The organism is Siminovitchia thermophila (assembly GCF_016909185.1).
Taxonomy (GTDB): Bacteria; Bacillota; Bacilli; order Bacillales; family Bacillaceae_C; genus Siminovitchia; species Siminovitchia thermophila.
Genome location: NZ_JAFBFH010000083.1, coordinates 1 through 1,564, shown reverse-complemented (window position 1 = coordinate 1,564; position 1,564 = coordinate 1). Strand labels below are relative to the sequence as shown.

Annotated in this window: 1 protein-coding gene; it reads right to left on the bottom strand. The window is 45.8% G+C overall.

Features of this window, described 5'->3' with window-relative positions; all coding sequences use genetic code 11:
* Positions 1 to 297: 297 nt before the first annotated feature.
* A complete protein-coding gene (locus JOC94_RS22645; RefSeq protein WP_077111400.1) occupies positions 298 to 1,470 on the bottom strand; it encodes an IS256 family transposase in 1,173 nt (390 codons plus the stop codon).
* Between the last annotated feature and the right edge of the window lie 94 nt (positions 1,471 to 1,564).

The window sequence follows — 1,564 nt, the reverse complement described above, 5'->3', positions numbered from 1 at the left end:
AGTCAAGTCCACATTTATGTGTAAAAGTTTTCGACCTTTGCATAATGTTAAATTTGTGTATTCATCAAAGCACAGCCACAGCGAAGCTGCTTGCCATTGACCGCAGCGCCCGATTCTTGGTAGGCGCCGGAAGGGGTCGGGGCCCCGCCGGCGAATACTTAGAATCGATTTGTCCGTGTTACCATACGTTGCAGGCGAGCCTTCAGGCTTTTCTTTTCGCTCACCTGCAAGAGAGCCGCTACACGGACAAAAGCAAGGTCAATGGTGGCGCACCTTGGGTACTGCTCTTTCAATCAATCACTGTCCGAATCCCTTTAAGTACTGTCTGCCCGCCCAATCCTCGTCAATGTCCATCAGAACAGAGCCGATTGTCCGGATGGCTGACTGGTCATTGGGAAATATGGAGATCACCTTTTCTCTTCTTCGGATCTCCCTGTTTACACGCTCCAGCATATTGGTGGTTCGGAGGTTCACATGATAGTCAGTGGGCTGGGCGTGAAATTGAATCGCATCTTCAAACCCTTCCTCCAGCTTCGTGATCGCCTTTTGGATTCCCTTGGAGTCCTGATATTTCTCTACAAACCGGTTCTTTAGCTCTCTGGCATTGGACAACTTGGACGTTCTGAAAATATCCTTGATTTCCCCCCGGACTTCTCGAGTGCCCTTTTTCGGCAGTGCATCCATGATATTTCGTAAAAAATGCACACAACATCTCTGCCAGGATGTACCCAGAAATGATTGTTTAATTGATTGTACCAACCCGGCATGGGCATCCGAAATAACCAGTTTGGGGGACTGCATCCCGCGTGATTTCAGGTAGTCAAAAAAAGCAGACCAACTTTCCGTGGATTCTTTATGGCTCACCTGTAAACCAATGATCTCCCTATAACCGTTTTCGTTGACCCCGCAAGCCACATGGACACCTTTTGAAACGACTTTGTCATTCTCACGGACTTTGATATACAGGGCATCCACATAAATATAAGGATAGTACAAAGTATTCAATGGGCGGTTTCTCCACTCATTCACAATGGGATCAAGCGATTGGGTCAGTTCTGATACAAACGATTTTGAAACACTTTTTCCGCATAGTTCTTCCACAATTTTACCTACTTTGCGTGTCGAAACGCCATTGACCACCATCTCCATCATGGAAACGATCAATGCCTGTTCCCATCGCTGGAACTTTTTAAAGATTGTGGTGGAGAACTCCCCGTCCCTGGTACGCGGCACCCTTAACTTTAAAGAGCCTGCCCCCGTGATCAGCTCACGCGGATAATAGCCGTTCCGATAGCCTTTGCGCTCTTCTGTCCTTTCATGGGAAAGAGCATTGATGTACTCATCCCGCTCCTTTTCCATGAGGGAATTCAAAATAAGGGCTAGAGATGCCTTTACAGGTGATTCCAGTGAGCTGGTTTCAACTTTTTCTTTGAGATCTTCCAAATTTATAATAATATTTAATTGGGTCATCATCATGTCCTCCATGTGTTTTTCTTGGTCGAAAACATTGTAACATGGTCATGATGGTGACCTATTCTTTTTACACAATTATATGGACTTTATC

What these genes read in the sequence shown, in the direction of transcription:
- JOC94_RS22645 (WP_077111400.1), bottom strand. Translation starts at nt 1,470, where the DNA reads ATGACCCAATTAAATATTATTATAAATTTGGAAGATCTCAAAGAAAAA.